This is a genomic window from Brooklawnia cerclae (genome assembly GCF_011758645.1).
In the GTDB taxonomy this organism is placed as follows: Bacteria; Actinomycetota; Actinomycetes; order Propionibacteriales; family Propionibacteriaceae; genus Brooklawnia; species Brooklawnia cerclae.
Genome location: NZ_JAAMOZ010000003.1, coordinates 69,102 through 90,300, shown reverse-complemented (window position 1 = coordinate 90,300; position 21,199 = coordinate 69,102). Strand labels below are relative to the sequence as shown.

General features: G+C 66.1%; 21 protein-coding genes. 15 read left to right on the top strand and 6 right to left on the bottom strand.

Annotation, left to right across the window (positions count from 1 at the left end):
- Positions 1–17: 17 nt before the first annotated feature.
- Positions 18–1,181, bottom strand: a complete 1,164-nt coding sequence (locus FB473_RS15025; protein ID WP_243864048.1) for an MFS transporter — start codon at positions 1,179–1,181, stop codon at positions 18–20.
- Here FB473_RS15025 and FB473_RS18080 point away from each other — a divergent pair.
- On the top strand, positions 1,111–1,320 hold the full coding sequence (locus FB473_RS18080) for a hypothetical protein (protein ID WP_243864064.1): 210 nt from the start codon (positions 1,111–1,113) through the stop codon (positions 1,318–1,320). The two genes, FB473_RS15025 and FB473_RS18080, sit on opposite strands and share 71 nt — an antisense overlap.
- Here the strand turns inward: FB473_RS18080 and FB473_RS18630 are convergent.
- Positions 1,286–1,882: an ArsR/SmtB family transcription factor gene (locus FB473_RS18630; protein ID WP_167170590.1), complete on the bottom strand. Its 597-nt coding sequence runs from the start codon at positions 1,880–1,882 to the stop codon at positions 1,286–1,288. The genes FB473_RS18080 and FB473_RS18630 overlap by 35 nt on opposite strands.
- Before the next feature lie 78 nt (positions 1,883–1,960).
- On the opposite strand from FB473_RS18630, the gene FB473_RS15015 reads away from it, so the two are divergent.
- From FB473_RS15015 to FB473_RS14990, 6 genes are all read left to right on the top strand, one after another.
- The gene (locus FB473_RS15015) at positions 1,961–2,761 is read left to right on the top strand and encodes a class I SAM-dependent DNA methyltransferase (RefSeq protein ID WP_167170587.1); all 801 of its coding nucleotides are present in this window, start codon (positions 1,961–1,963) and stop codon (positions 2,759–2,761) included.
- A 169-nt stretch (positions 2,762–2,930) separates the two neighbouring features.
- Positions 2,931–4,106, top strand: a complete 1,176-nt coding sequence (locus tag FB473_RS15010; protein WP_167170584.1) for a radical SAM protein — start codon at positions 2,931–2,933, stop codon at positions 4,104–4,106.
- A 206-nt stretch (positions 4,107–4,312) separates the two neighbouring features.
- A complete protein-coding gene (locus FB473_RS15005) occupies positions 4,313–5,158 on the top strand; it encodes a hypothetical protein (RefSeq protein ID WP_167170580.1) in 846 nt (281 codons plus the stop codon).
- Positions 5,159–5,337: 179 nt separating this feature from the next.
- Positions 5,338–5,841, top strand: a complete 504-nt coding sequence (locus FB473_RS15000) for a DoxX family protein (protein ID WP_167170577.1) — start codon at positions 5,338–5,340, stop codon at positions 5,839–5,841.
- 49 nt (positions 5,842–5,890) lie between these two features.
- Positions 5,891–6,619, top strand: a complete 729-nt coding sequence (locus FB473_RS14995) for a response regulator transcription factor (RefSeq protein ID WP_167170574.1) — start codon at positions 5,891–5,893, stop codon at positions 6,617–6,619.
- Positions 6,597–8,114 (top strand): sensor histidine kinase, encoded by a 1,518-nt coding sequence (locus tag FB473_RS14990; RefSeq protein ID WP_167170571.1) that lies wholly within the window; start codon positions 6,597–6,599, stop codon positions 8,112–8,114. Before FB473_RS14995 ends, FB473_RS14990 begins: the two co-directional genes overlap by 23 nt.
- Positions 8,115–8,344: 230 nt before the next feature.
- On the opposite strand, the gene FB473_RS14985 is transcribed toward FB473_RS14990, so the two are convergent.
- Positions 8,345–9,292: an N-acetylglucosamine kinase gene (locus FB473_RS14985; protein ID WP_167170568.1), complete on the bottom strand. Its 948-nt coding sequence runs from the start codon at positions 9,290–9,292 to the stop codon at positions 8,345–8,347.
- Positions 9,293–9,435: 143 nt separating this feature from the next.
- Between FB473_RS14985 and FB473_RS14980 the strand changes: the two genes are divergently transcribed.
- The 7 genes from FB473_RS14980 to FB473_RS14950 are packed head-to-tail and all read left to right on the top strand — an operon-like array spanning position 9,436 to position 16,998.
- The gene (locus tag FB473_RS14980) at positions 9,436–10,734 is read left to right on the top strand and encodes a sugar ABC transporter substrate-binding protein (RefSeq protein ID WP_167170565.1); all 1,299 of its coding nucleotides are present in this window, start codon (positions 9,436–9,438) and stop codon (positions 10,732–10,734) included.
- Positions 10,735–10,739: 5 nt separating this feature from the next.
- Complete coding sequence (locus FB473_RS14975) at positions 10,740–11,726, top strand: carbohydrate ABC transporter permease (RefSeq protein ID WP_167170562.1); 987 nt, start codon at positions 10,740–10,742, stop codon at positions 11,724–11,726.
- Positions 11,723–12,574 (top strand): carbohydrate ABC transporter permease, encoded by an 852-nt coding sequence (locus FB473_RS14970; RefSeq protein ID WP_341770150.1) that lies wholly within the window; start codon positions 11,723–11,725, stop codon positions 12,572–12,574. The genes FB473_RS14975 and FB473_RS14970 overlap by 4 nt, the downstream gene beginning before the upstream one ends.
- Complete coding sequence (locus FB473_RS14965; RefSeq protein ID WP_167170559.1) at positions 12,571–13,998, top strand: glycoside hydrolase family 3 N-terminal domain-containing protein; 1,428 nt, start codon at positions 12,571–12,573, stop codon at positions 13,996–13,998. Before FB473_RS14970 ends, FB473_RS14965 begins: the two co-directional genes overlap by 4 nt.
- Complete coding sequence (locus FB473_RS14960) at positions 13,995–15,146, top strand: anhydro-N-acetylmuramic acid kinase (RefSeq protein ID WP_167170556.1); 1,152 nt, start codon at positions 13,995–13,997, stop codon at positions 15,144–15,146. Before FB473_RS14965 ends, FB473_RS14960 begins: the two co-directional genes overlap by 4 nt.
- Positions 15,143–16,111 carry an N-acetylmuramic acid 6-phosphate etherase gene (locus tag FB473_RS14955; protein ID WP_167170553.1) on the top strand — a complete coding sequence of 323 codons (969 nt, stop codon included), beginning with the start codon at positions 15,143–15,145 and terminating at the stop codon, positions 16,109–16,111. The genes FB473_RS14960 and FB473_RS14955 overlap by 4 nt, the downstream gene beginning before the upstream one ends.
- Positions 16,108–16,998 (top strand): MurR/RpiR family transcriptional regulator, encoded by an 891-nt coding sequence (locus FB473_RS14950; protein ID WP_167170550.1) that lies wholly within the window; start codon positions 16,108–16,110, stop codon positions 16,996–16,998. Before FB473_RS14955 ends, FB473_RS14950 begins: the two co-directional genes overlap by 4 nt.
- Positions 16,999–17,049: 51 nt before the next feature.
- Here FB473_RS14950 and FB473_RS14945 read toward each other — a convergent pair whose 3' ends face one another.
- Positions 17,050–17,835 (bottom strand): enoyl-CoA hydratase/isomerase family protein, encoded by a 786-nt coding sequence (locus FB473_RS14945; protein ID WP_167170546.1) that lies wholly within the window; start codon positions 17,833–17,835, stop codon positions 17,050–17,052.
- Positions 17,836–18,127: 292 nt separating this feature from the next.
- Between FB473_RS14945 and FB473_RS14940 the strand changes: the two genes are divergently transcribed.
- Complete coding sequence (locus FB473_RS14940) at positions 18,128–19,117, top strand: LacI family DNA-binding transcriptional regulator (RefSeq protein ID WP_243864046.1); 990 nt, start codon at positions 18,128–18,130, stop codon at positions 19,115–19,117.
- 80 nt (positions 19,118–19,197) lie between these two features.
- On the opposite strand, the gene FB473_RS14935 is transcribed toward FB473_RS14940, so the two are convergent.
- The gene (locus FB473_RS14935) at positions 19,198–20,199 is read right to left on the bottom strand and encodes a zinc-dependent alcohol dehydrogenase (RefSeq protein ID WP_167170540.1); all 1,002 of its coding nucleotides are present in this window, start codon (positions 20,197–20,199) and stop codon (positions 19,198–19,200) included.
- The gene (locus FB473_RS14930; protein WP_167170536.1) at positions 20,199–21,056 is read right to left on the bottom strand and encodes an SDR family oxidoreductase; all 858 of its coding nucleotides are present in this window, start codon (positions 21,054–21,056) and stop codon (positions 20,199–20,201) included. The genes FB473_RS14935 and FB473_RS14930 overlap by 1 nt, the downstream gene beginning before the upstream one ends.
- Positions 21,057–21,199: the final 143 nt, after the last annotated feature.

Genomic DNA, 21,199 nt, shown 5'->3' with positions numbered 1-21,199 from the left:
CCTTGCCGGGTCAAGGGTCAATCCTTCTCCGGGCAGTCCGCGATGGAGTCGCTCCACGTATTAGCCGTGATCGACCTCACACTCGGAACAATTAGCGGGGCTGCGGCAGAAACAAGGATCACCAATGCGGCGAGCGGAAGTAGTAGATCCCCGTGAATCGGCTGAAGAACTCCAGCGAGACTGGTCCCAATGGGCACAGCCACGTAAGAACCGAGCGCGTCGAAAGTAGAGACGCGGCCGAGTCGATCCTGCGGTACGTTGAATTGCAGCACACTGAGCCAGCAGATGCTGAACACTTCCATACCGATGCCGGCAACCAGAAAGGCGCAAGCCACTGGCAGAGCACTTGGGACGGCCCAGAGGCACAACGGGGGCAGCGCAATGGTGGTGGCACTGACAAGTCCGGAGACTAACGGGTGGCGTGGGCGCATGCGGTACATAACGATACCGGCAATGAACATACCAGCGCCCATCGCAGCGATAGCCAAACCCCAGCCTGATTGCCCAAGACCTCGATGGGATACCGCCACTATGGGGCCAATTACGCTCTGAACGCCGGCAAAGACCGCGTTGACAAGTGTGAAAGCGAATACGACCGACCAGATCCAAGAGCGGGACACAAAGTCAACCCATCCTTCCCGGATATCGTCGATAAGCCTTCGTCCAGCAGACAGATCGGTCGCAGGCGCCCCAAGTCTCAATTGACCGCAAAGGCATGCAGACAGAGCAAACAGCGCCGCATTAAGCGCGAGACCAGCACTCGGACCTGAAGAGATCAATAAGCTGGCCAATAGTGGTCCAACGATCGTTGCGGCACTACGAACCATGGTGATAGCGGAGTTAGCCTGGACAAGATGTCTATCCTCGACGACGGCCGGAACGATCGCCATGAACACCGGAAGAGCCAACGCGCTGGCCCCGCCGTTGATGGCCTCCATTACGGTCAACAACGGAATCTTTGGCAGTGAAGCATGCAGTAGGAGAGCCGCACAGGATTGGCTCAGAGCCGCGATGGCGTGTGCAGTCACAAGGATCGTGCCAGGACGAACTCGATCTGCCGCTACTCCGGCGACCGGCAAGAGCACAAGCATAGCCAGAGTTCGAGCGATTGTGACTACAGCCAACTCGTGTGCGCTGGTGCTGATCGAAAGTACTGCAAACGTCACGACCAGCGGGGCCATGCTGACGGCCAGCAGCGATATCGCGCGCGCGCCAAAGTACCTCACGAAAGCCTTATCGCCGCTCAACCAGATGCTGGCTGGCCCAGCCCGCCGGAAAGATGAGTTCACGCTCGCGGCTGTCCCATCGGTATTGACATGAACGATACGAACACATCACGGGCAATTCCTGAAGCTGGCGTGCATTGCCGCCACCGCGCGATGACCTCGAGGATCTCATCGCGGAAGTTCTCCGCCTGGTCGGGCGTCAACTTCAGTACAGAGTCAGTGTCCATGGCTGCCTCGCGCCAAGCCGACGGCCACGATGCGAGCGACTGCCGCCAAGCACGGACAGCATCGTCGCGTCGACTCTGGATGACCGTCTGGGCTTCGTCTACAGCCGACAAGTACTGCAGTTCGCCGGGATCAGAAGGTGACTCCCATCGGATCCCTCCCGGGACTGCCCGCCAGAAGCGCGAACGCCGATCAGGCGCTAGCTCGTCCGCCCTGACGACAAAGCCGTCTTGATACATGACCCGAAGGTGATGGCTGACCGAGCCGACCGCTAGCCCAAGCGCCCCTGCGATCGCGCTAACCCGGGACGAGCCTGTGCGGACCAGAAACTCATAGATTCTGATCCGATCTGGCGTGGCGACTCGCCGGAGAGTAGCGGCATCACGGATGAGAGGAGTCCGTTGCCCGTTCGAGGCCTCAGGTTGATCCATGAAACGAGCGTAACATCTACCAACTTCAATGTACAACACCTCTTGTACAACTGTGCTTGTACGACTAGTATCTAGGCCATGCCGCTCGACAACCTCCCACCCATAAGCACCGCCGACGCCACGTACAGTCAGTTCGCCCCCATATACGACCTCTACAAGAGCGTTGACGACTACGGGCGGGCCGCTGAGCTCATACTTGAGATCGCCGCACTGGACGGGTGCCGTCCCGTCGATGTTCTCGACGCCGCGACAGGAACCGGGAACCTAGCAGAGCAGTTCGCGCGCCATGGCATGAGCGTATGGGCATTTGATTACTGCGACGAAATGTTAGACGTGGCCAGAAAGAAGCCTTCACTTTCGCGAGCCACCATATTCAACGCAGACATGCGCCATCTACCGATTTTTGCTGAATCATTCGATTTGGTGACATGCTGGAATGATTCTATGAATTACCTGCTAACCCTTCACGACTTTCGTCAGGCAATACAAGGGTTTTACGCAAGGATGCGCAGTGGAGCTGTTCTCGTGTTCGATCTAAACACGCTCAATACTTACAGAGCTATTGCAGAAGGAGCGGTTGTCTATGAGACGGCTGCCGGATCGTTTACTCTGCGCCCTAAGTATAACGAAATTCAGGCTGGTAGACTTTTCCAATACACTCTAGGCCAGGAATACGGAACGGGCATGTGGCGTGGTGATACCGAACACAACTCGATTCATACCCAGCGTCACTATAGAGTCTCCGAAGTCACGAGAGTCCTCAAGGATGCGGGATTCACTAGGGTCCAGAAACGAGGGATTCGATCCCGAAATCTGTTTCGGGCCGACGGCGAGCAGGACTTTCGCAAGATTGTATATTCGGCGCTTCGTCTCCCATGAGGGCACAGTTTTTCCAAGAAATGTTTACGGAGGAGGTGACGAGAATGATTAAGCTTATCAAGCGCTCACGGCGCGGGGTCTGCGGCATCTTTTGATCAATAGGAAAGTTCTCCATGAACCGGGTTGCCGACCTTAAGGTCGGCAACCCGGTTCAAAGAAAGGTGACCTCATGAAGATTCTAAAAGGGTCCGAAGGCTGGTGGGTCTTTGGGAGCGAAACCATAGCACTCCTACCCACTACCGCAGTAAACGAGCAGGGAATCATCGCCGATCATGTCATGCTGGATCTCGAAAATGGCGGCTTTTTTCAGTCGAGCGACGGGGACGACGCCACTTACTATTTGACTGTCCTAACGTCGACGAGCTGCAACTGCGGTTGTAACTACTGCTTTCAGAATACGGGAGCCGCTTCTCATGGTGTCCAGAATCCGCCTCGACTGAAGTCTTTGAGACTCGACGTTGACACAACCGCCAAAATCCTGAGGTTCACTCAGCAGCAGATGCGGTTTGCGTCCAAGACAGGTCTCCACATACTGCTATTCGGAGGCGAACCGCTGCTCAACCCTGAAGGATGTTTGGATTTGCTGAAACGCGCACGCCCGCTTGGTTTAGTAGGCGCAATCATGGTCTCAAATGGTTATCTCCTAGGCGATGAATTGGCCAACGAGTTGGCGCACTACGGGCTGAAGCGAGTTAAGGTCACATTCGATGGCGCCCGTCGGGCGCACGACACAATTCGCACCACACGTTCCGGCCGTCCTACGTATGAACAGATTCTCACAAACCTCCAGCGGTGCACTGACAAGACCGTGATCGATTGGGACATCCGGATCAACATCTCAAAGCAGAACATCGACTCGATAGACGAGTTGACGACCGATTTGATCGAAAGATTGGATGGCAGGCGTTGCGCTGTCGACTTTGCCCCCGTTTACGACATAGGTAATGGATACTCGGTCGGCCTCGACTTGCAAGATGAGAGCTTTTCGAATTCTGATTTGATCTCGCTTCTAACCTCCTGTAGCGTCAAACTCCTCGAACATGGATTCACGCTGGCGCCTCCGCCTTCCTCCAAAGGGTGTGTCTATTGTGCAGAAGCTCGAGGTTTGAACGGTGCGGTAGTAAACGCCGACGGGAAACTATACAGTTGCTGGGAGACTGCAGGAAGAGTCGGCTGGGATGTTGGCGACGTCGATACGGGATATCTACCGGACGAACTTCTTCGAAACCGTTGGGTTTCGTGTGGTTTCGACCAAACTAATTTCTCATCTGAAGATTTAGAGGAATTGTTCGACCGCGTAGCAGTAAACGTACTTGAGTGGCAGCTCGCTGCCGGTCGCCTGTAGCATTCAGTGTTTTGTTCCTTTGTCATGGAGGCGGAGGAACTCTTTCTGGCCTGGGTGCCCGTCACCCACAACCTGGTTCTTCTGCTTGCTCGATAAGGTCGTTAACGTCCTCGGGCTCGTCCGCCAGCGAAAGATTCAGAACCGGGAAGGCGCAGGGCCGCAAGAGCGCGAAGGCCGGTGACTTCGTGCGCGAATAGGATCGCGCCATGAGGAGACGAGGGACGCTCGCCGCGGCGATGGCGCTGGTGCTGGCGGGCTGCACGGCTCCGGTCACTCCTCTGCTGGACCAGGCTGCCGCTCTGCTGGACGAGGCCATCGCGGAGCACGGTCGGCCGGTCGCCGCGATCGTCGTCCGCTCGTCCGAGCTGCAGCTCAACCTGCGGTCGGACGACGGCGGGGTGACGCTCGTGACGCTGCTGCCCGAGCGATCCGAGACCACCACGGCGAGCCAGCCCGTCGCCGCGAGACCGTCGGCGGAGTTTCCCGTGGCCGAGACGGTGTCGCGGGCCAGCGCACTGGACGACGTGTGCGAGGGCTCGTGGCAGCTGGACGTCAGCACAGCCTCCGAGGCCGCGCTGCTCAGCCGGTCGGCCTGCGACGGGAACCCCACGTCCACGCAGCTGAACGACACCGCGCTGCCCGCGCTGGCAGCCGAGTGGGACGACGCGACCCTGACCACCCTGTGGTCGGAGCTGGAGCTCCTCGCGCCCGAGATGAGCGTCCTCAGCGTCCAGCTCGGCCCCGAGCAGGCGTACGTACTGCTGGCCGCCGACGCCACCACCCCCGAGGGCTGGGCGCCCGCGTGGTCGCGCAGCCTGGCGAGCCCGTCCGACTCGGCCGTCGTCCTGCGCCAGGCCGCCGACGGCGGCACGCCGATCGACCTGACGGCCGTCACACCGCAGACCGTCGCGGGCCTGGTGACCGCCGGGCAGCGCGCCGCGGGCATCGCGGAGGCCGACGGGCTGTCCGTGTACATCGCCGACACGGGCGAGGGACCGGCCGTCACCGTGAGCAAAGGCGCGCAGACGGCCACCCTGCCCGTGGGCGGCTGATGCTCCCGACGCCGGACGAACCCCCAACCGACAAGGAATGAACCTGATGATCGAGCGAACCGACGAGCACCAAGTGATCACCGTCCGCGTGGCGGGTTCCGACGTGGACGGCGAGGACATGCCCTGAGGTCAACCTCGTTGTCGCAGGCCTGGGCTAACGTTGAGCCGGGAGGTGCCCCATGGCCTATACCGCATCCGCTGTCACTGCCCCCAACCGGGCGGGGACCGTCGTCCGCAGCCTGCTGCTGTTCATAGCCCGGCTGGCGTTCGCCGCGATCCTGCTGGCCCACGCCTGGTGGCGCTGGAGCGTCGCCGGCATCGACGCACAGACCGCCATGCTGCGTGACCACCAGATCCCCCAGGCCGAGGTGCTCGCCTACGCCACCATCGTCTTCGAGGCCATGGCGGGCGCACTGCTCGTCCTGGGGCTGCTCACGCGCTTCGTCTCGGCGGTCGTCGTCATCGAGCAGGCGCTGGTCATCGCGCTGATCAAACTGCCGTCGGGCGTCTACCTCGCCGACGGCGGCTTCGAGTACAACGCCGCGCTCGCCACGCTCGGGGTGGTCTTCCTCGCGGTCGGTGCACACCACGTGGGGCTCGACGCGCTGTTCGCCCGCGGCCGGCGTGCCGATCGGGACGACGATGAGCTCTACCAGCCCGCCCTCGGTTCTTCACAGCTGTGACACAGCAAACCCACAGCGGTTCCTGCGGTCACAGTGGAAGGCTTGACACATGCCCAGCGAAGACATTGACGAACTCACCCGGCCCGACGGCTCACCGATTCGCGTCCTGGCCGTCGACGACGAGCCCAGCCTCACCGAGTTGCTGAGCATGGCGCTGCGCTACGAGGGCTGGCAGCCCTACACCGCGGCGTCGGGCAACGAGGCCGTACGCGTGGCCCGTGACACGAAGCCCGATGCCATCGTCCTCGACATGATGCTGCCCGACTTCGACGGCCTGGAGGTGATGCGCCGCGTCCGCACCGATCAGCCGGACATGCCGGTGATCTTCCTCACCGCACGGGACGCGGTGGCCGACCGCATCGCCGGCCTCACCGCCGGCGGCGACGACTACGTCACCAAGCCGTTCAGCCTCGAAGAGCTGATCGCCCGGCTCCGCGCGCTGCTACGCCGCAGTGGCGCGGCCAGCCGCAAGCCCGACGCGCTGCTCGTCGTCGGCGATCTGACCCTGGACGAGGACTCGCACGAGGTCACCCGCAGCGGCGAGCCCGTGCACCTCACGGCGACCGAGTTCGAGTTGCTGAGGTACCTGATGCGCAACCCGCGGCGCGTCCTGTCGAAGGCCCAGATCCTCGACCGGGTGTGGAACTACGACTTCGGCGGCCAGGCGAACGTCGTCGAGCTCTACATCAGCTACCTGCGCAAGAAGATCGACGCCGGGCGCAAGCCGATGATCCACACCATGCGCGGAGCGGGGTATGTCCTCAAGCCGGTCTCGTAGCCCGACGCTACGGCGCCAGCTCGTCGTCCGCATCTGCCTGATCGTGGCCGCGGTGACGATCGTCATCAGCGCGCTGTCGACGTTCGTCGTCCACACGATCCTCGTGAGCAACCTCGACCAGCAGCTCAACTACGCCGTACACGCCTCCGACGAGGGACCCCGCGGGCACGTGTCCGACGAGACTCCCGATCTGCAGCCTGACAAGCTCAGGCTCGGTGGCATGCCGCAGGGCAGCATCTCGCTGACGGTCTCCCCGGGTGGCCAGGTCACGGCGACCGTGGTCGCCGCCTCGGGATCGACCACCGCGGAACTCGATCAGATCCAGGCCCTCGCCGGGCTCGCCCGCGACGGTCAGGTTCGCACGATCCACATCGACGACCTGGGCAGCTTCCGTGCGGTCGCCGTCACCTACCAGGGGTACGCCCTGGCTGTGGCGGCGCCCCTCGAAGTCACCGAGAGCGTGATCCACCAGATGATCGCCATCGAAGCCCTGCTGGCGGTACTCGCCCTCGGAGTGGCCGCGGTGGTCTCGAACGTGATCGTGAGGGCTTCGCTGCGTCCCCTGACCAGACTCGCCGACACCGCCTCCGAGGTCGCCACCCTGCCGCTCGAATCGGGGGAGGTCGACCTCGGCATCCGTGTGCCGACCAGTGGGCTCGACCCCACGAGCGAGGTCGGACGCGTCGGGTCGGCCTTCAATTCGATGCTCGACAACGTGGAATCGTCCCTGCAGGCCCGACAGGCATCCGAGACCCGCGTCCGGGAGTTCGTCGCCGACGCCAGCCACGAATTGCGCAATCCCCTGGCCTCGATCCGCGGATACGCCGAACTCACCCGCCGCAGCCGGGAGCCGCTGCCGAGCGACACGGTGTTCGCACTCGGACGCATCGAGTCGGAATCCGAGCGGATGAGCCGCCTCGTGGAACAGATGCTCCTGCTCGCCCGGCTCGACAACGGGCCCAACCACGAGGTCACCGACGTCGACCTCACCGAGACCGTGCTCAACGCGGTGAGCGACGCGCGGGCGGCCGGCCCCGGCCATGCCTGGACGATCACCATGCCGGACGATCCCGTGGTCGTCCGGGGGGACGCGAACCAGTTGCTCCAGGTGGTCTCGAACCTGCTCAGCAACGCACGCAAGCACACCCCCGAGGGCACCCGGGTCGACACCAGTCTGGCCATCGACGGCCAGTACGCCACCATCGCCGTCACCGACAACGGGCCGGGAATCCCCGAAGCGCTACGAGCCACCATCTTCGAGCGGTTCACCAAGGCGGACGAGGCCCGCACCCACGACCGCGAGGGGTCGACCGGGTTGGGGCTGGCGATCGTCGCCGCAGTGGCAAAGGCTCACGGCGGATCGGTCACCCTCGACAGCCGTGCCGCGGCTGCCGGGCAGCCGGGCTTCTCCCGGTTCGTCGTGCGGCTCCCGCTGCCGCAGGCCCATGCGCCTGCCGCGTCGACGCCGAGGGCGGGCACGCCGGGTGATCGGTGAATCCTCCGAGGTGCTCGTCGAGGCTGTCTAGACCAGCACGTCCCTTCGACAGGCTCAGGGACCTACTCCACATGCCTGCGTCCCTTCGACAGGCTCAGGGAGCCACCTACGCGCCTGCGTCCCTTCGACAGGCTCAGGGAGCCATCCCTACACGCCTGCGTCCCTTCGACAGGCTCAGGGAACCACACCACCCCTTCGACAGGCTCAGGGAGCCACACCACGCTGCGGGATCACCCGCCGGCGCCGCCTCGCTCGGCATCCTTGCGGTCGAGCGCCGCGAGCAACGCCGCCCTGTCGAGGGGAGCGCCGGCCGAGTCGGCGGCCAGTGCGCAGGCCCCCACCACCGGGTGAGCCGCATAGGGGCCGGTGAAGCGGCGCAGCAGTCGCGCGCGGAGCGGGCCCGCCGCCAGCAGACCCCCGGCGAAGACCACCTCGTCCTTCGCGGAGACCGCCTCGGCGATCGCCGTCAGCCGCGCGGCTGCCTCGTCGAGCAGGGCGTCGGCGACCGCGTCCCGCCCGTCGAGTTCCAGAGCCGGCGCGGCGAACCGTCCCCAGGCTGCCGCCGGCAGGCTTGCAGCAGCGGCGATCAACGGCTGGCGCGGGTCGCCCGCGTCCGGCACACCGAGTTTCCGCAGGACCTCCCCGGTCAGCGCGGTGGCGGGGCCCCGCCGGTCGAGGTCGGCGGCCGCGGCACGCAGCACCTCGCGTCCGAGCCAGACCCCCGACCCCTCGTCGCCCAGCAGCCACCCCATGCCGTCGCACCGCGCGACCTGTCGCCACCGGCTGTACCGCGCCGCTCCCGAGCCGGTGCCCGCCAGCAGCAGCACCCCGTCGGAGGCCGGCGCCGCCGAGCGGAACGCGATGTCGGTGTCGTCCACGAGCACGGGCGTGGGGATTCCCCGAGGCCGGAAGGTCTCCTCGAGCATCGCCGACACGGTCGCGCGCCCGCCTTGCGCTGCACCGGCGGCTCCGACGGCCGCGGCGTGGACCTGTGAGCCGTCCAGGCCGGCCGAGCCCAACGCCTGACCCAGTGCATCGTCCAGGTGGGAGACCGGATCTCCGTCGGACGAACGGAAGTTGGCCCCCCCGGAGCGTCCGCGCCCCACCAGCGTCCCGGCCTCGTCGGTGACGACCGCACGGACGCTGGTTCCACCGATGTCCATCCCCAGCAGATACATAGACCAACCCCACTGTAACGATTCCGTTTCAGGTCGCCCCGCCGACGATCCGCGATGCTATGTTTCAGCACTACAGCAAACTGTGTAACATTCTTTCACAGCGCCACTGTCCGGAGCCACCCGGACAGTTACAAGGAGGAATCATGAAAAAGCTCCTGTTGGGCCTGACAGCGGGCGTCATGGCCTTCGGCCTCGCCGCCTGTAGCGGCGGGACGCCGGGCACCGACGCATCCAGCTCCGGAGGCAAGATCGGCGAGGGCAAGACCCTCACGGTCTGGATCATGGAGGGCACCAACCCCGACGCCACCGCGTTCTTCGACCAGGTGAAGACGTCCTTCAAGGATTCCACCGGTGCCGACGTCGACATCGAGATGGTCCCCTGGGCCTCGGCCAAGGACAAGTTCGCCACCGCGATCGCCGGCGGCACCACTCCCGACGTCGCCGAGGTCGGAACCACCTGGACCCCGGAGTTCGCCGACGCGGGCGCCCTGGTCGACCTCACCGACCGGGTCGAGGCCGACGGGCTCACCGACGACCTGGTCGACAGCCTGGTGGACGCGGGCACGGTGGACGGCAGCCTCTACGGCATGCCGTGGTACGCCGGAGTCCGGGCGTTCCTCTACAACAAGGAGATCTTCGAGAAGGCCGGCGTCAGCGAGCCCACCAACTGGGACGAGCTCACCGAGGCCGTGACGAAGATCAAGGAGACCCAGCCCGACGTCACCCCGTTCCCGATCGCGGGCGGCAGCGAGTACGGCGTCTACCCCTGGATCTGGGGCAATGACGGCGAGATCGCCACCGAGTCGGACGGCCAGTGGACCTCGCAGATCAACTCCGCCGACGCCGTGGAGGGCATCGAGTACTACACCGGACTCGCGCTCGACCACAACTCCTCCGAGGCCGCGGCGGCCACCTGGAAGGAAACCGACCTGCTCAAGGCATTCGAGCAGGGCAACACCGGAATGGTGATCCAGGGCTCCTGGACCCCGGCCCGCATCGCGGCCGACGCGCCCGACCTCGCCGGCAAGATCGGCGCCTTCGTCATTCCGGCCAAGGACGGCGGCATCGCCCCCTCGTTCGTCGGCGGCTCGCACCTGAGCATCTTCGAGAACTCGGAGAACCAGGATCTGGCATGGGAGTTCGTCAAGCTCATGACCACCGGCGACCTCGCTCAGGAGTGGGCGGAGCAGAGCAACTACTTCCCCGGCCTGAAGTCGATGCTCAATGAGCAGATGGAGTCGGGCGACGAGCTCACCCAGGTGTTCGCCCGCCAGATGGTCGAAGGCGGCGCCTCGGTGCCCGTCACCCCGCTTTGGGGCAAGGTGCAGGGCAAGCAGGTGACCACGACCATGCTCCAGTCGATCCTGTCGGGTAGTGCGGACGCCCAGACCGCCGCGGACACCGCAGCGGCGTCCATGGACGAGACCTTCGCCGAGGCGTGACCGCGATGGCATCACCGCACACCGAGCAGGGGACCCCGGCCACCCCGGGGGCCCCTGCCGGCGTGCCCGCGAGCCGGGGACGCCGCTTCAGCAGCCGTCGCGCCGCACTGAGGCGGCGTCCCTGGCTCCTGCTCGCACCGATGCTGATCGTGCTGGCCATCCTGCTCGTCTGGCCACTCGGCCGGGTGATCTGGCTGTCGTTCCAGAACTACGGCCTGCGCGAGCTCAACCGCGGCACCACGAACTTCGTCGGGTTCGACAACTACGCCGCGATCTTCGGCGACGAATACCTGTACAGCGTGGTGCTGCCGAACACGATCGGCCTGGCGGTGGCCTGCGTCGTCCTGACCGTTGGTCTGGGGACGCTGGTCGCGCTCTTCCTGAAGGGCCTGCCCACTTTCTGGCGCTACGTCGTGTCGACGGCGCTCATGATCGCCTGGGCGGTGCCCGCGGTCACCGGCACCTACGTCTGGGTCTTCGTCTTCGACCCCTCCAACGGTCTGGCCACCAACCTGCTGGGCAGCCTCGGCGTCATCGAGCCGGGCACGGTCAACTGGTTCCTGGAACGCTGGAGCTTCTACTCCATCGTCACGCTGAACGTGGTGCAGCACTCGATCCCGTTCGTCGCCGTCACCGTGCTGGCCGGGCTGCTCACGGTGCCCGACGATCTCTACGAGGCGGCGAAGATCGACGGCGCCGGAGCCTGGCAGCGGTTCTGGAACGTGACCGCGCCCAACCTGCGGCCGGTGTTCGCCGTCGTCACCATTCTCTCGACCATCTGGGACTTCAAGGTCTTCACCCAGATGTGGCTGATGCCCGGCGGGGGCGGCACGAACCCGCAGGTCTTCAACCTCAGCGTCTGGGCCTACGTCCAGTCGTTCGCACAGAGCGAGTACGGCATGGGATCGGCCATCGCCGTGGTGCTGACGCTCGTGCTGATGGCGATCACGCTGGTCTATCTGCGCACCCTGTTCAAGGAGGACGAGCTGTGAGCCGCCCGGATGCCACCCGCCTCACCCCACGCAAGCTCGCCACCGCGATCGCCCAGGGCGTGGGAGTGATCGTCTGTGTCGTCTTCTTCCTGTTCCCCGCCTACTGGATGATCTCGACGTCGGTGGACGCCGACGCCGCCACCCGCGGTGCGGAGCTGATCCCCTCCGAGTTCACCCTCGCGCACTTCCACACCGTGCTCGGCCGCGCCGGCTTCGGGCGCTACCTGCTCAACTCCGCACTGGTCGCCGTCGTCACGGTGGTGATATCGAGCCTGATCGCCCTGCTGGCGGCCGTCGCCGTCGCCCGGTTCAAGTTCCGGGGCCGCACCGCCATCCTCGTGATGGTGCTGATCGCACAGATGATTCCCCAGGAAGCCCTGGTGATCCCGCTGTTCCTGCAGGCCCGGTCGCTGGGCATGCTGAACAGCCTGCTGGGACTGTCCATCGTCTATCTGGCGTTCAGCCTGCCGTTCGCCGTGTGGATGCTGCGGGGGTTCGTCGCCGCCGTGCCCGTGGAGGTCGAGGAGGCCGCCTACGTCGACGGCGCCAGCTGGGGCCGGATGTTCTGGTCGATCCTGTTCCCACTGGTCGCGCCCGGCCTGGTCGCCACCAGCGTCTTCTCGTTCATCACCGCGTGGAACGAGTTCATCTTCGCCCTGACCTTCCTGCAGAACGACTCGAAGTACACCGTCGCCATCGGGTTGCAGCGCTTCTTCGGCCAGAACACCGCCGACTGGGGGCCGATCATGGCCGCGTCCACGCTCATCACGATCCCGGTGATCATCTTCTTCGTCGCCGTGCAGCGCAACATGGTCTCCGGCCTGTCCGCGGGGGCGGTGAAGGGATGAGCCTCGCACATGGCGTGCTGATGCCCGGTTTCCCCGGCACCTCGATACCCAGTTGGCTGGCCGAGGCGCTGGACGCGGGCCTGGCGGGTGTGGTGCTGTTCGCCGAGAACACACCGTCCGTCGAAGCCACCCGGCGCATCACGGACGCGGTCCACGCGATCCGGCCGCAGGCCGTGGTGAGTTGCGACGAGGAGGGCGGCGACGTCACGCGCCTGCAGGCGTCGTCCGGTTCGTCGCTGCCGGGCAATGCCGCGCTCGGTGTGCTCGACGACCCGGCTCTCACCCGCGAGACGGCCGCCGCGTACGGACACCTGATCGCCATGGCCGGCATCGACCTGGCCCTGTCACCATGCCTGGATGTCGCCGGCGAGCCGCTGAACCCGGTCATCGGCGTCCGTTCGTTCGGCGCGTCCGCCGAACTGGTCGGACGTCACGGCCGGGCCTTCGTCGCGGGGCTCGCCGACGCCGGGGTCGCGTCCTGCGGGAAGCACTTCCCCGGGCACGGCGACACGAAGGCCGACAGCCACCTGAGCCTGCCCGTGCTGGACGTCGACGCCACGACGCTGCGCGAGCGCGACGAACAGCCCTTCGCCACGGCTCGTCCCGACGCCGTGATGACCGCCCACATCGTCGTCCCCGCCCGGGGAACCGAGCCGGCCTCGCTGTCGGCCTGGGCCACGGGCGACATACGCGGCCTGGGGCTGGGTGGCCCGATCATCACCGATGCGCTGGGCATGCGAGCCATCTCCGACCGCTGGGACATGGGCGAGGCCTGCGTCCGGGCGCTCGAGGCGGGCGCCGACCTCCTGCTGCTGGACGCCCCCCACAATCGCGATGCCCGTACGGGCCTGGAGGAGGCCGCCGCCGCGATCGATGCGGCCGTGGCCTCCGGAAGGCTGCGTGCCGCAGACCTCCGGGCTTCGGCCACCCGGAACGCGACGCTCGCGCGTCCCGGCCGCCCGGACTTCTCGGTCGCCGGGACTGCCTCGCTGCTCTCGCGGCTGGACGGGCTCGGGGACCGGATCGCCTCCGCGGCACTGGTCAGCCAGGGTGACGTACGGCTACGGGGGACACCGGTGCTGGTCGACCTGCGCCGCCGCGTCAACCACGCCTCGGGAAGCCAGGGCAACCCGCTGCTGACGAGCCTGAGGGCGCGAGATCCGCGCACCCTCACCGCCGATGTCGACGGCCTGTCATCGGTCGGCGACGCTCAGCAGGTGGTCGCGCTCACCCGCCAGCCGCTGGGCGACCCCGAGGAGGGCAGGGCACTGGCCAGGCTCCTGGAGGCCAGGCCCGACGCCGTGGTCGTGCACACGGGAACGGCTGCGGCCGCTCCCCGGTCCGAACGGCTGGTGCTCACCCACGGGGGCGGTGCGGCGAACGCCCGTGCCGCGGTGGCAGCGCTGATGGGGGCACAGTCGTGAAGGTACTGGGAGTGCTGTCGGGCACGTCGATGGATGCCATCGACCTCGCCGTCGCCGACTTTCAGGCCGACGGAGAGGTACTGCGGCTGCGCCCGATCGGGCACGCGGAGCGGCCGTGGCCCGCGGATCTTCGTTCCGACCTGCTCGGCGCGCTTCCTCCGGCCACCAGCAACGTCGCGACCTGGTGTCGGCTCGAGACCGAGGCCGGGAAGGCATTCGGGGCTGCGGCCCGGTGGGCGACCGAGGAGTTCGGCCCGGTCGACCTCATCAGCTCCCACGGCCAGACCCTGTACCACTGGGTCGAAGGAGGCAGGGCGCTCGGCAGCCTGCAGATAGGCAACCCCGCCTGGATCCATGCAGCCACCGGCGTACCTGTCGTCAGCGACCTGCGCAGCGCCGACATCGCCGCCGGTGGCCAAGGCGCTCCCCTGGCCTCCACGTTGGACACCCTGTGGCTGGGAGATGTGCCCAGCGCCGCCCTCAACCTGGGCGGTATCGCCAACGTCACCGTCGTCGGCCCCGGACGCGTCCCGACGAGTGCGGACACCGGGCCCGCGAACTGTCTGCTGGACGCCGCGGCCCAGCGGTGGCACGGATTGCCGTCCGACATCGACGGCGCACTGGCGCGATCGGGCCGGGTGGACGACGCCGCCCTCACGACCCTGCTCACCGATCCCTACTACGCACTCGACTGGCCGAAGAGCACCGGACGCGAGTACTTCCACGCCCACTACGTCGAACAGTTGCTCGGCGATCGCACTCCGCGCGGCGGCGACCTGTTCGCCACCCTCACCGAGCTGACCGCCGTCACTGTGGCGGACGCGATCACCGCCGCCGGCGGGGTCGAGCGTGTGGTGGCCTCCGGAGGAGGTCTGCGGAACCCCGCACTCGTGGACCGGTTGCGCGCGCACCTGCGCGTCCCGCTCGTGAGCAGCACGGAGATGGGCCTGCCGTCCGACGCCAAGGAGGCCTATCTGTTCGCGCTGCTCGGATATCTGTCGGTGAACGGGCTCCCCGGAACGGTCGCCGGTGCGACCGGGGCCCGGCACCCCGCCGTGCTCGGCAGCCTCACCCCACCGGTGGGACGCCTCGTCCATGCCTGCCGGCCCGTACGGCGGGTCGAGATCAACGGCCAGGAGGACCATTGACCCCCCATATCGAACCCCAGGACGACACACTCGAGTGGAGCACCGAACAGCTCAACCCGGCGTCGGTCGACCTCGACACCAGGCCCACCGCGGAGATCGTCGGTATCCTGCTCGCGGCCGACACAGCAGTGGCCGCCGCGGTCTCGGCCATGGCCGACCGGATCGCGGCAGCGACCGACCTCGTGGTGTCCGCGATCGCCGCGGGCGGAACCGTGCACTACGTCGGCTCGGGGACGTCGGGCCGGTTGGGGGTGTTGGACGCCGTCGAGCTGTGGCCGACGTTCCACGTCGACGAGAGTCAGGTCTGTGCCCATCTGGCCGGCGGAATCGAGGCGATGACCCGGGCCACCGAGGGCGCCGAGGACGACGAGGAGGCCGGTGCGTCGATCGCCGCGGCCGCCGGGGACAGCGACGTCGTGATCGGCCTGGCGGCGTCGGGACGCACCCCGTTCGTCCGGGGTGCCCTGGCGGAGGCCCGGCGGCGCGGGCTGCGAACCGTCCTGATCTCGACCAACCCTGCTGCGCCCCTGGCGGACCTGTCGGATGTTGCGATCCTGCCCGACACGGGCCCGGAGGTGCTCACCGGCTCCACCCGGCTCAAGGCCGCCACCGCGCAGAAGATGGTGCTCAACGCGATGTCCACGGCCGCGATGGTGCGGCTGGGCAAGACCTACAGCAACCTGATGATCGACATGATCCCGTCGAACGAGAAGCTGCAGGCACGTTCCGTGCGAATGCTGGAGCAGGGAGCCGGGGTGGGCGCCGAACAGGCCGCGGCCGCCCTGAACGCTGCCGGAGGATCGGTGCGCATCGCGCTGGTCAGCCTCCTCGCCGGGGTGGACGCCGACACGGCGGCCCAATCGGTCGCGGCGCACCCGGCCGACCCCTGTCGTCCGGGCGATCCGTCCGGCCTGCGCGCCGCAGCCGCCCAGGCACGGTCGGCGTCGCCTACCGTACGTCTATGAACCCCGATCCGGTCACAGCGCGGTTGCGCGGATTGTTCGACGGGCTCCAGGGCGCGCAGCGCCGTGTGGCCGAGGTGATCCTGGCCGATCCCGTCGGCAGCGCATCACTGCCGATCGCGGCCCTGGCCGCGGCCGCCGGAGTCTCGCAGGCGTCGGTCAGCCGACTGTGTCACACCCTCGGTCTGCCCGGTTACCCGGAGTTGCGCCTCGCGCTCGCCGCGGACGGCGCCAACGGCGGCCCGGAGGAACCCGCCGGCGACATCGCCGAAGGCGACGACCTGGCATCCGTCGTCCGCAAGATCGCCCAGTTGGACGCCCAGGCGGTGCGCGACACCGCCGATCTGCTCGACCTGGACGCCCTCGAACGCGCGATCGACGCCCTGCAGGCCGCCCGGCGCACCGATGTGTACGGGGTGGGCGCGTCCGCGATCGTCGGAGCCGACTTCGTGCAGAAGCTCACCCGCATCGGCAGGACGGCGGTCTCGTACGGCGACGCCCACCTGGGTCTCACCTCGGCTGCCCTGCTCGGCCCGAGCGACGTGGTGGTCGCCATCTCGCACTCCGGCAGCACCACCGACACCCTCGACATGTTCCGGGCCGCCCGAAAGGGCGGTGCCGTCACCATCGCGGTCACCAACAACCCGACATCACCGATCGCCCGCGAAGCCGATCACGTGCTCGTGACCGCGGCCCGCGAGACGGTCTTCCGCTCGGGAGCCACAGCCTCGCGGCTCGCACAGCTGGTGGTGATCGACTGCATGTTCGTCGGCCTTGCCCAGCGCATGTTCGATGCGTCCCAGGCCGCTCTGGAGGCCACCTGGCTCGCCGTCCACAAACGTCCGGAATCACCCCGTGGACGCGGCGTCCGCGGGTCGGGACGCGCATAGTGCCTCAGCAATCACGCGCTGGCGTAGAGCACGATGCCGGTGCTACAGCGGTCAGCTCCGTGTGAACGTCGGGTCACGTTTCTCGGCGAAAGCGCGTCGGCCCTCGCGTGCGTCTGCTGTCGCGAAACAGATGGCCTGCAGGTCACGCTCATATTGCAGCGATTGCTCCACAGACATACCGGCTAGTGCCCGCAGGTTCACCTTTGCCGTCTCCGCGGCTATCGGTGCTCGCCGCGCGACAATGGCAGCTATCTCCCGCGCCCGGTCAAGCAACTCCTCGTGGGGCACGACCTCGCTGACGAGATGCCACTCGCGAGCATTCTCGGCCGTGATGGGTTCGCCGGTCATGAGCATGAGTGCCGCGTTGGACGGGCCCGCCGCCGCGGAGAGGAGCGCCGCCATGCCGCCTCCACCGATCCATCCCAGCTTGATCTCGGGGGCGCCCAGATGCGCCCGCTCGGAGGCGATACGAATGTCACAGCTGAGTGCCGTCTCCAACCCTCCGCCGAGTGCGTATCCGTTGATAGCTGCGATCGCCGGTTTGCGCGAGCGTCGGATGGCATCGCAATAGTCGACTCGATTGCGGAAATCCCATGGTGTCGCGTAGGAGGCGAGGGTGCTGATGTCGGAACCGGCGCTGAATGCCTTCTCCCCGGCACCCGTGAAAACGACCACGCGCACCTCATTGCTGCGGTCACACCAGTCCACGACATCGATCAGCGTCGCAGCCATCTCGGGCGTCAACGCGTTGAGCTTGGCGGGACGACTGAACGTCACCGTGGCCACGAAACGGTCGACAGAGACGAGAATCTCGGCCGACGACGGGCAGTCACACATGCCTCTCCTTCGATTGCTGGTTAGGGGGACCATCTGCGGTGTGGACCGGAGACTCCAAGCCCTGGTTCCCGTCATGGGCGTCCGTCCACTTCGACCAGACGAGTTTAGCGCTAACGTTTCGGGCCGTGCGGTCAATCCCTCGCGGCTCGGACCCATCGCAAGAATCTCTGACCACCTGTGTTGCATTTCTCACCAGGACTCGCGCCTTGATAACCTCGACCAGTCGGTTTTGGGAGGCTGAATGAGTGGGACACGGCGCAAGAGAACGCGATCAGCAACCCAATCGGTGACCATGCTCGACGTCGCCGAGGCCGCCGGAGTGTCCGCTCAGACCGTCTCGCGGGCGCTCAACAGGCCCCAAGAGGTCTCCGAGGAGACACGACGACGAGTCGAGCTCGCGGTGAAGTCGACAGGCTATCTAGGGAACCTGGCGGCAAGCCACCTGGCATCGAATCGCAGTCGCACGATCGCCGCCATCCTGCCCGTCATCTCCACATCGGTCTTCTCCGACACGCTTGGGGCGGCCGCGAGTCTCCTCACACCGGCCGGGTATCAGCTCATCGTCGGTTTCACGAACTACGAAGAGTTGCGCGAAGAGGCACTCGTCCGCAGCTTCATCCAACGTCGTCCCGATGGCTTCATCATCATCGGAACGGTTCACACGAGCGAGACCGTTCGGTTGCTGCGCGCCTACGGCGCGCCTGTCGTGGAGACCTGGGACTGGAACGACGATCCGGTAGACGCACTGGCAGGTTTCTCCAACCAGGAGGCCATGCGCGAGTTGGTCCACCGACTCCATGACACGGGCTACCACGCGATCACCTTCGCGTGCACCATCAGCGCCGGCGATCACCGAGCCATCCGGCGGCTGGACGGCTTCAAGCAGGCCATGCGTGAGATCTCGCCAGACGATCCGCCTCGCTTGGTGGAGCTACAGAATCGGGCGATCGCCATGTCAACCGGTACGGAGATGCTCGGCATCGCGCTGGAGCGGTATCCCGACACCGATCTGCTTGTCTTCGCGTCCGACGTGTTCGCCTCCGCGGCCCTTCTCGAGGCGCAACGACAAGGAATCAGGGTGCCAGACGACCTGGCCATCGCTGGTTTCGGCGATTTCGAACTAGCCCGGCACCTCAATCCCCCATTGACCACCGTGAGCGTTGACGGGATGGCGATAGGGCGGCAGGCGACCGACCTCTTGCTGAAGCGTCTCCGTGGCGAAACATCTGACCACGCGATGGTCGATGTGGGTTACCAGATCGTACGCCGCGGAAGCGCCTGACCTCGACCTATCGGATCGGGGGTGCACGGCTCTTCGAGTTCACCACAGAACTCCATGCTCCGGTCACGGATCATCTCCCCTCATGGCACCAGCAGGGTCTTCAACGAGTTCTGACCCAGGCGGGCTTCGTCGAGTGCCGCGTCAATATCGGCCAGCGGGAAGAGCGACACGGGAAACTCCTCCAGTTCCTTCCACTGGCTTGCCACGATGGCGATCGCCCGATCGATGTCCGCCCCGCTGTACACGCGGGTCCCCGTCACGGTCTTTTCCGCCCTGGAGAGCCCACGCAGATCGAATCCCACCTCCGCGTCCTTGTGCAGGGCGACGACGATCATGGTGCCGTGAGTCCTCGTCCATTTCAGCGCATCGCGCGCGGCTGAGGCGACCCCCGCGCACTCGAGCACGACATCGAAGCCAGTCCGGCCGACCTCGGCCACCTCCGGCCGATCCGTCGATTCCACCGCCTGCAGAGACAGCCTCTGAAGCAAAGCGCGGCGAACCGGGTTGGGCTCGACAACGAGCGTCCGCGCGCCGACCCGCTGTTCCAGGATCGCGCACAGCGCTCCCACTGGGCCGCCGCCGACGATCAGCACCCGATCGTCCTCTCGGAGCGGCGCCCGCCCGGTGGCATGCACAGCCACCGCCAACGGTTCCACCAACGCGGCCACCCGGAGCGAGGTTCCCGCCGGCACCCGGTGCAGCCGCGAAGCCTCGTACGCCGTCGCTTCCGCGAGAGAGCCAGGCTCTTCGACGCCGTAGAGACGTAGATCGTCACAGACGTGGGTCTCGCCCCGCTTACATGTCTCGCACTTTCCACAAGGCAGCAACGGCTCGGGAACAACGACATCCCCGAGGGCGAGCCCCTTCGATCCCGGACCGAGACCGATGACCGTGGCCACAGATTCGTGGCCGATGATCTGCCCCGGTTGAGCGCGTGGATGTTTGCCGGCGACGATGGTCAGGTCGGAGCCGCAGATACCCATGTACTCGTTGCGGACCAGCACTTCTCCGGGCCCCGCGGTGGGACGTTCGACCTCAACGAGTGCGGCCGACCCGGGCGCCTCATAGACCACTGCCTTCATCACATCACCGCCACCGTGCCGCCGTCGACGAACAATGTCTGCCCCGTCACATAGTCCGACGCCGCAGAGGCCAGAAAGACGACAGGCCCCTTGAGATCGTCAGGAGTGCTCCAACGGCCGAGCGGAGTTCGCCTCTCCACCCATCGATCGAAGTCGGAGTTCGTCGCCAAACTCGCCGTCAGCTCGGTTTTCACATGGCCCGGCGCCAATGCATTGACACAGATCCCCAGCGGTGCCCATTCCGCAGTCATAGCTTGCGTCAGTAGCCGAACCCCACCCTTGGCCGCGGTGTAGGGCCCGACGTTCGGACGCGTGATCTGCGAGGCCAACGAAGCGACGTTGATGATCTTGCCGCGGCATCCCCTCGCCAGCATGCGACGTACCGCCTCCCGGCTGACGAGGAACACCGACGTCAGATCGCCGTCGATCACGGTATGCCAGTCGTCCTCGGTCAACTCCAGCATGGGACCGCGCCGCTGGACTCCGGCATTGTTGACCACGATGTCGATCGGCCAGCCCTCCTTCTCCAGGAGATCGAAAGCTGACCCGATCGCGGTCGGGTCAGTGACGTCGAAACACTGGCGACGGGCACGGCCCGCCCCGATGCGCTCGACGGCAGCCTGCGCTTTACGCTCATTGCGACCGTTGATCACCACCCGCGCCCCAGCAGCCGCGAGTCCTTCGGCGATGGCGTAGCCGATCCCGCTCCCCGCACCGGTAACGAGCGCGACGTGCCCACGCAGATCGAACAGGTCGGTGGTAGCAGTCGTGTTCGAGGAACCGGTCGCTGCTTGCCTACCGTTCTCGGCCGTTTGCGACGAGGCACTGGACGGAAGGTCTGCCTGTTGGTTGATCATGTTCAGCTCCATTGCTATCGACGGAGTGCGTCGCCTATGTTGCGGTAGCGCTAACAATCCTGATTGTTAGCGCTACCTATCGATCGAAGGACTACGGTTCTGCCGTGCACCCGCACCGCCTGCAGGTCGACATCACGTCTGGC

Excerpts from the sequence above, each read along its gene's own strand:
- FB473_RS14950 (WP_167170550.1), top strand. The coding sequence starts at position 16,108 with ATGAACCCCGATCCGGTCACAGCGCGGTTGCGCGGATTGTTCGACGGG.
- FB473_RS15025 (WP_243864048.1), bottom strand. The coding sequence starts at position 1,181 with ATGGCCCCGCTGGTCGTGACGTTTGCAGTACTTTCGATCAGCACCAGC.
- FB473_RS14990 (WP_167170571.1), top strand. The coding sequence starts at position 6,597 with ATGTCCTCAAGCCGGTCTCGTAGCCCGACGCTACGGCGCCAGCTCGTC.
- FB473_RS15010 (WP_167170584.1), top strand. The coding sequence starts at position 2,931 with ATGAAGATTCTAAAAGGGTCCGAAGGCTGGTGGGTCTTTGGGAGCGAA.
- FB473_RS15005 (WP_167170580.1), top strand. The coding sequence starts at position 4,313 with ATGAGGAGACGAGGGACGCTCGCCGCGGCGATGGCGCTGGTGCTGGCG.
- FB473_RS14985 (WP_167170568.1), bottom strand. The coding sequence starts at position 9,292 with ATGTATCTGCTGGGGATGGACATCGGTGGAACCAGCGTCCGTGCGGTC.
- FB473_RS18630 (WP_167170590.1), bottom strand. The coding sequence starts at position 1,882 with ATGGATCAACCTGAGGCCTCGAACGGGCAACGGACTCCTCTCATCCGT.
- FB473_RS15000 (WP_167170577.1), top strand. The coding sequence starts at position 5,338 with ATGGCCTATACCGCATCCGCTGTCACTGCCCCCAACCGGGCGGGGACC.
- FB473_RS14995 (WP_167170574.1), top strand. The coding sequence starts at position 5,891 with ATGCCCAGCGAAGACATTGACGAACTCACCCGGCCCGACGGCTCACCG.
- FB473_RS14935 (WP_167170540.1), bottom strand. The coding sequence starts at position 20,199 with ATGAAGGCAGTGGTCTATGAGGCGCCCGGGTCGGCCGCACTCGTTGAG.
- FB473_RS14945 (WP_167170546.1), bottom strand. The coding sequence starts at position 17,835 with ATGTGTGACTGCCCGTCGTCGGCCGAGATTCTCGTCTCTGTCGACCGT.
- FB473_RS14940 (WP_243864046.1), top strand. The coding sequence starts at position 18,128 with ATGCTCGACGTCGCCGAGGCCGCCGGAGTGTCCGCTCAGACCGTCTCG.
- FB473_RS14980 (WP_167170565.1), top strand. The coding sequence starts at position 9,436 with ATGAAAAAGCTCCTGTTGGGCCTGACAGCGGGCGTCATGGCCTTCGGC.
- FB473_RS14975 (WP_167170562.1), top strand. The coding sequence starts at position 10,740 with ATGGCATCACCGCACACCGAGCAGGGGACCCCGGCCACCCCGGGGGCC.
- FB473_RS14930 (WP_167170536.1), bottom strand. The coding sequence starts at position 21,056 with ATGATCAACCAACAGGCAGACCTTCCGTCCAGTGCCTCGTCGCAAACG.
- FB473_RS14965 (WP_167170559.1), top strand. The coding sequence starts at position 12,571 with ATGAGCCTCGCACATGGCGTGCTGATGCCCGGTTTCCCCGGCACCTCG.
- FB473_RS15015 (WP_167170587.1), top strand. The coding sequence starts at position 1,961 with ATGCCGCTCGACAACCTCCCACCCATAAGCACCGCCGACGCCACGTAC.